This is a genomic window from Neoroseomonas alkaliterrae, assembly GCF_014199195.1.
In the GTDB taxonomy this organism is placed as follows: domain Bacteria; phylum Pseudomonadota; class Alphaproteobacteria; order Acetobacterales; family Acetobacteraceae; genus Neoroseomonas; species Neoroseomonas alkaliterrae.
Genome location: NZ_JACIJE010000026.1, coordinates 1 through 6,037, shown reverse-complemented (window position 1 = coordinate 6,037; position 6,037 = coordinate 1). Strand labels below are relative to the sequence as shown.

The following is a 6,037-nucleotide window of genomic DNA, read 5'->3' as shown; positions in this document are numbered from 1 at the left end:
CCATGGTGAGCCTCCGATGCTCACCAGGGTGAATCACATCACCCCCGCGTCGGGGAATCCCCCACCTGAGTCACACGCCATGGGAATTGGTATAAGTCTCTGAGTTGATGGACTAAATTTCGACGCACTAAATCGGCTAGGTCAATAGGCTCGGAGAGAATACCGCCTCTAGAGACCCGGCAGAGTCCTTGTCTCGGTCTTGGCGGTCAACAGGTCTGCCCCGAAAACCCCAGGAACCCTCCCAGGCAGCGCGGCGGTAGGTTTGACGGAGAGCGGGACGCCTCAGGAAACTGGCGGAGGGAGTGCACCGGGATTCGAACCGTCGCGGCTTGACGAGCTCAGTCCGTGCCGGCGCGCCCGACCGCCTGCCCAAAGCGCAACTGGTTGTTGTCCGGGTCACGCACATAGAGCTCACGCTGGCCCCAGGGCTGGTCCTCAGGGCCGTGCTCGATGCAGTCGGGAGCGACAGAGCCTATCCGGGCTGCGATCGCATCCACCTCGTCAACCCGGATGTAAACCGCCGTGCCGAAGGCGCCGTCACCGGCGAAGGAGGAGAGATGGAGCTCGGCGCCAAAGACTGTGACAGAGCGATAGCCGGGATTACCCTCGCCCCACGCCCAGTTCGCGGTACCGCCGAGCACCTCGCGATAGAAACGCTCGGCGCGGTCGATGTCCCGACAGCGGAGGATTGGTGCGGCGGCCATGCCTGTGCTCCATCACACGGCCAGCTGCCCTCGTCGAGTGCGGAAGCTGCAAGGCGGCGCCGCGTCCCAAAGACCGGTATTGTTCAAGACTTACCGCGCTCGGTCATGCTGGCTGACCGCATGTTGCCCTCGCAAACCTTGCCACCATGAGACGCAGCGTGCCGCCGGTGAGCGGCCTGACCGGTGAGTCGTGCAGCCGGCAGCCTGCCGCCATGCCCAAGGCCGCTCTTCGCGAAGCCGTGCGCCGAAGCTACGACGCGGTTGCCGCCGACTATGCCGAGCGCCTGGGCGATGAACTCGCGCACAAGCCGTTCGACTGCGCGCGGCTGCGTGATCTGGCAACGCGCGTCGGCAGGCGAGGCGTAATCGGTGACGTCGGCTCCGGGCCGGGGCATGTCACGGCCTTCCTCGCCGCGCAGGGCGCGGATGTCGTCGGGCTCGATCTGTCGCCGGCGATGATCGCCGAGGCCCGTGCCCGCCACCCCGAATGCCGCTTCGAGGTGGCCGATCTGCACGCGCTAAGCGCGGCATCGGGCCGCTTCGCCGCGCTGGTGCTGTTCTACTCTCTGATCCACGAGGACGACGCCTCCCTCGCGCAGGCGCTCGCCGCCTGCCGCGCGGCGCTGTCGCCGGGTGGGCTGATGCTGGCCGCGGTGCATCTGGGAGAGGCACCCGTGCGCCTCGAGGAATGGTGGGGCCACCCCGTCGCGCTGAGCTTCCGCTTCTTCGCGGAGGGCGAACTCGACGCCGCGATGGCGCGGGCGGGACTGAGCGTGCTTCGCAGCGAGACGCGCGACCCCTACGCCGGCGTCGAGTACGCCTCCCGCCGCGCCTATGTGCTGGCGGAGCGCCCAGGATGAGCACGGACCTGCCCTGGGACGCTTTGATCGCGCGTGCACGGACCGAGCTGGCGAGCCGCACCGCGCTGTGCGATGGGCTGTTCGGCCTGGGCGAAGCGGGCTGGTCGCTCGACCTCGGGTCGGGAACGATCCGCTTCGAGGCCGCGGGTAAGCCAAGGGCCGCGGCGCCAGTGCAGATTATCGGCACGCTCGATTCGGTCACGGGCAGCTGGCTCTGGGGCTGGGATCACCCCTCTGTTCCTGCGCCGCTGCGCCGGGCCGCGGAGCGGCTGCGCGCGCTCGGGGCACAGCGTGGGATTGCGAACTGCACGGCTCGGCAGGTACCGGCGACGGACGAGGAGGCCTGGACCTGGACGGCCTTGGCTGCGCTGCTGGACGGCGCGGAGGGCGCCTATGCCGCGCCGACCGATCGTGCGCGCATCTTCCTGGTGTTCGGCCGCGTCACCCTGGAGCCGTGAGCGCGAGGCGCAGGAGCGGCAGGACGCGGCCCGGGATCGCATCGGATGGCCGCCACTCGATGAAGCGTGCGCCCTGCGCCTCGTAGAAGCCGCGGGCGTAGGGGTCGGACAGGATCTCCATGACCGCACCCCCCCGCGCTCGCGCCGCCGCGCAGGCCCAGCGAAGCAGGACCGCTCCGATGCCCTTCCTCGCGAAGCGCGGCTCGATGAAGAGCAGCGTGAGCTCGAACACGCCCGGCGCGTCGCCCGGCTCGATCCCGACCACCCCGGCGCGTTCGCTGGCGCATTCGGCGACGCGGATCGCCTCCGCGCCGAGCCGCTCTACCGGCACGCGCAGCGCGGGCGCGGCGCGTTCCATAAAGGCCTCGTCATAGGGCCAGAGGCGCTTGGAGCGGATGCACAGCGCGGTCAGCGCCGGCTCCTCGTCCGGCCAGGGCGGACGGAGCGTGACCTCAGGCACTGCCATGGCCGAAGAACACCGCCTGTTGCCGATGCAGCCCCTGCTCCGCGCAGTCGAGTGCGAAGGCCGCCACCTCCTCTCGGGTGACCCGCGTCAGCCGCGTCGTTGGCGCGATGGCCGTCACGCGCTGCATGGGCGCCGCGCCTGGTGTGGCGGCGAAGGGCGCGGGGCGAAGGATCGTCCAGTCCGTGCCGCTCGCGCGGATCAGCGCCTCCTGCCGGTCCTTGTCGGCGTAGCGGTGGCGCGTGAAGAGTGGGAAGATGATGCGGTCGTACAGGAAGCCGCCATGGCCGCGCGTCTCGCCGGCGCCGACGCCGGTGATGGCGACCAGCCGCTCCACCCGTGCCTCCGCCATCGCGGCGAGCAGCGCGCGCGTCGCGTCGCTGAACAGCGTGGTCGGCCCGCCGCGGTCGGTGCCGAGCGCAAAGATCACGGCGTCCTGCCCGGCGCAGAGCGGGGTGAGCGCGGTCGCATCGGTCGCATCCGCCGCCATGACGCGCGCGCTCGGCAGGAGGGCCGCGCCGCGTGCCGAATGGCGCGTCTGCGCCGTGATGGCATGGCCGCGCGCAAGCCCCTGCGCGACCACCAGCCGTCCGACCGAGCCGGTCGCGCCGAGGACGAGCAGCCTCATGGCTGGCGCCAGGCGGGCGGATCCCCGGCCTCGCCCCAGTATTCGGTGAGAGACGCGATCCGCCCCGGCGCGCCCCCGGCGAGGCTCACGGCATGGAAGCGGCGCGCGCCGTCGCTGACCTTGGCAACCGCCAGCGCGCCCGTCTCCGTCGCCTCGGCGCGCTGGAGCGCGATCTCCCATCGCCCAGGATAGGTCGCGTTGACGGTGACGAAGGCCTCGCGACCGCGGAAGGTCTCGCCGCTGTGCGGCCAAATGACGACGGCATCCTCGGAGAGCAGCGCGCCCGCCGCTTCCCAGTCGCGCCGCGCCAGATGCCACCACAGGGCGGCGAGCGTGTCACGCAGGCTCGGCATCGGCATCGCGCCGGAGGCGGCGCGGTCGAGATCGGCCAGCATGTCGGTCCAGCCCTGGCGATGGATCGCCGCGACGCGCGCGGAGGGCTGGCCGCGATGCGTGACGGTCACGCGCGTCCCTGCGCCCTCCGCCTCGAAGGTGACGCTGGCGTGTGTGTCCACGCGCTCGGCGCCGCCCTGCCAGACCCAGCTGAAGCCGAGACGCGCGGGCGGCTCCACCAGGTCGAACACGCCGGCCACGCGTTCCTCGGCGCCGCCCGTTCGGGGGCGCATGGCGTAGCGCAGCGCACCGCCGGGCCGCGCCTCGGTGACGCAGTCGAACAACTCGCCAGCCTCGCTCGCGCCCCACCAGGCCTGCATCCAGGCGGGCGTGGTCCAGAGCGCCCAGAGCGCCTCGCGCGACGCCGCGATGGCGCGGGTGACGATGACGGTGCTCTCGAACGGCGCCTCAGGCATGCGGGCACCATCAAGCCGAGCGATGCGGCACGTCTTGAACGATCCCGGCGCGCGGCGCGAGCGCGCCCGGCGTCACGCCGTACGTCCGGCGGAACAGGCGCGTCAGGTGCGGCTGGTCGGCGAAGCCCGTCGCGGCGGCGGCCTCGGCGATCGGCGTGCCGGCGATGATCATGGCCCGCGCCTGCGCCAGCCGATGCTGCAGGTGCCAGGCATGCGGCGGGAGGCCATGGGTGGCGCGAAAGGCGCGCGTCAGCCGATCCACGGAGAGCCCCACCGCCGCGGCCAGGGCCGTCATGCCGAAGCGGCCATCCGGCGTGGCGGCCAGCAGGTCGCGGGCTCGGCGCACGGCGGTCGGTTCGCGCGGCGGGCGGTCTGCCGGCGCCAGCCCGCCTGCGCGCGTCACCAGGAGCGACAGTGCGCGGTGGAGCAGCGCCTCGCGCGTCAGCGCTGGCGCGCCCTGCTCGGCCGCCAGGCACGACTCGCGGATGGCGGCCCACAGCTCGCCATCCTGGACCACCGTCTCGCGCAGGCGCGGCGCGGGGACGCGACGGCCGGCAAGGTCGGAGGCGACGGCCGCCACCTGTTCCGCCCGCGGATAGAAGCCGCGCGCGCTCCAGGCCCCCGCCTGCTCCGCCGGATCGGAGGTGTGCACCTCCTCCGGCCCGACGATGCCGACGCTTCCCGCGGGCATGAGGTGGATACGGCCGCGGTGGAAGGCGCGGATCGCGCCCGCCTCGATCGCGCCGATCGAGAAGGTCGCCTCGATATGGCGGGGATAGTGCAGCCTAGCGTCCACCGAACGCGCGACCTCGATGCCGCCGAGATCCGGCAGCGGCAGGATGCGGAGGGGCGGATGGGCCGTCATGTCGGGACCATCCCGAAATCGCTGCTGGCGGGTCAATGGTCGGTTTCGTTCAAGACGCGGGGCGGTGCCAATTGGCAGCAGGTGGGCATGGTACCCCTTTCGCGCCTTCCGGTCGCCGACATTGCGCTACTGCGGCAGCTCGTCGCCGGCGATGACCTCGCGCGTTTCTACCTCGCGCTCGCCGAGGCCGAGGCGGCGCGGGGCGAGGACGCGTCCCTCGTGCGGATCGGGCACGCGCGGTGCGGGGCAGCGCTCGGGGCGCGTTTTGACGGGATCGCCGTGTTCAGCACCGTGGGCGAGTTGGACGATGCGGATCTGTCCGCACTGCTGGACTGGCCTGGCCGGCTGGAGCTGCACCTCACTGATTTGCATCACGCCCGGCTCGGGCGGCTGTCCGCGCAGGGCCTCGGCTCCGCGCGGCGCATGGTCGCAATGGAAGCACCGACGCGAGGCGCCGCGCCGGACCCCGAGGCATCCCTCCTGGACGCGGCAGGCTTCGCCGCTGCGGCAGCGCTGATGGCGCGGTCCAACCCCGAGACGGTGCTCTCCGCACGCATGGCCGCGCTGCCCTTCGCGGGAATCCGCGAGGCGGGGCGGCTGGTGGCGATCGCCGGGACCATCGGCGTTGCCGGCGACACCGCCCTGATCGGCCATTTCCTCACCGTGCCCGAAGCACGCAGGCTCGGACTTGCCCGCCGCCTCGCGCTCCATCTGCGCTGGCACTTCGCGCAGTCCGGCGTGACGCGGCTCTTGCTGGCCACGACCGAGGACAATCGGCCGGCATTCCGTGCCTATTCGGCGGCTGGGTTCTCCGTGTCAGGACAACGCTGGCAGGTGGATCGCACCGTCGGCCCGTTCGATGGCCCTGCGCGCACCACGCGCCAGCCATCATCGTCGCCTGCACCGCCACTGTCGACGAAGGCGGAGCGACAGTGAACGCTGAGAGATCGCGTGCGACGAAGCGCGCGCTGGTGAGGGTAGCATCGGATACGCCGTTGCTGATGATACGCTGCGTGTTCCGGAACTGCTCACGGCAGCCGCCGCTTCGTCACCTGCACCGCCAGAGGCGCCGCGGCCAGATCCACCGTTGACGCGCTGACGTTGCGCGCCGTCACGCGCACGCTGTTGTTCGACCACACATGGCAGTCGAACACAAAGGCGATGCTGCTGGTGTCGAGCGACGCGTCCGCGAAGTCGCCGCGCCGCGCGCCCGGCACCGAGACGTCCACGTTGGCCGTCGCGCCGGGCCC

8 protein-coding genes and 1 pseudogene are annotated in these 6,037 nt (G+C 71.8%); 3 read left to right on the top strand and 6 right to left on the bottom strand.

The window, feature by feature from the left end; all coding sequences use genetic code 11:
- Positions 1 to 338: 338 nt before the first annotated feature.
- Complete coding sequence (locus FHS88_RS20145; protein WP_184487282.1) at positions 339 to 704, bottom strand: bleomycin resistance protein; 366 nt, start codon at positions 702 to 704, stop codon at positions 339 to 341.
- A gap of 146 nt (positions 705 to 850) precedes the next feature.
- Here FHS88_RS20145 and FHS88_RS20140 point away from each other — a divergent pair, with 146 nt between their 5' ends.
- Positions 851 to 1,564: a class I SAM-dependent DNA methyltransferase gene (locus FHS88_RS20140; RefSeq protein WP_184487281.1), complete on the top strand. Its 714-nt coding sequence runs from the start codon at positions 851 to 853 to the stop codon at positions 1,562 to 1,564.
- Positions 1,561 to 2,022, top strand: a complete 462-nt coding sequence (locus FHS88_RS20135; protein ID WP_184487280.1) for a DUF6882 domain-containing protein — start codon at positions 1,561 to 1,563, stop codon at positions 2,020 to 2,022. Before FHS88_RS20140 ends, FHS88_RS20135 begins: the two co-directional genes overlap by 4 nt.
- On the opposite strand, the gene FHS88_RS20130 is transcribed toward FHS88_RS20135, so the two are convergent.
- From FHS88_RS20130 to FHS88_RS20115, 4 genes are read right to left on the bottom strand one after another with little or no spacing between them, the layout of a single operon-like run.
- A complete protein-coding gene (locus FHS88_RS20130) occupies positions 2,006 to 2,488 on the bottom strand; it encodes a GNAT family N-acetyltransferase (RefSeq protein WP_184487279.1) in 483 nt (160 codons plus the stop codon). The genes FHS88_RS20135 and FHS88_RS20130 overlap by 17 nt on opposite strands.
- Entirely contained in the window at positions 2,475 to 3,113 is a 639-nt protein-coding gene (locus tag FHS88_RS20125) for an NAD(P)-dependent oxidoreductase (RefSeq protein WP_184487278.1), read from the bottom strand. Before FHS88_RS20125 ends, FHS88_RS20130 begins: the two co-directional genes overlap by 14 nt.
- Positions 3,110 to 3,922 carry an SRPBCC domain-containing protein gene (locus FHS88_RS20120; protein ID WP_184487277.1) on the bottom strand — a complete coding sequence of 271 codons (813 nt, stop codon included), beginning with the start codon at positions 3,920 to 3,922 and terminating at the stop codon, positions 3,110 to 3,112. Before FHS88_RS20120 ends, FHS88_RS20125 begins: the two co-directional genes overlap by 4 nt.
- A 10-nt stretch (positions 3,923 to 3,932) precedes the next feature.
- On the bottom strand, positions 3,933 to 4,787 hold the full coding sequence (locus FHS88_RS20115) for an AraC family transcriptional regulator (RefSeq protein WP_184487276.1): 855 nt from the start codon (positions 4,785 to 4,787) through the stop codon (positions 3,933 to 3,935).
- Between FHS88_RS20115 and FHS88_RS20110 the strand changes: the two genes are divergently transcribed.
- Positions 4,776 to 5,723 carry a GNAT family N-acetyltransferase gene (locus FHS88_RS20110; protein WP_184487275.1) on the top strand — a complete coding sequence of 316 codons (948 nt, stop codon included), beginning with the start codon at positions 4,776 to 4,778 and terminating at the stop codon, positions 5,721 to 5,723. The two genes, FHS88_RS20115 and FHS88_RS20110, sit on opposite strands and share 12 nt — an antisense overlap.
- Positions 5,724 to 5,815: 92 nt before the next feature.
- Here the strand turns inward: FHS88_RS20110 and FHS88_RS20105 are convergent.
- Positions 5,816 to 6,037: pseudogene (locus tag FHS88_RS20105) on the bottom strand (hypothetical protein); the annotation flags it as partial.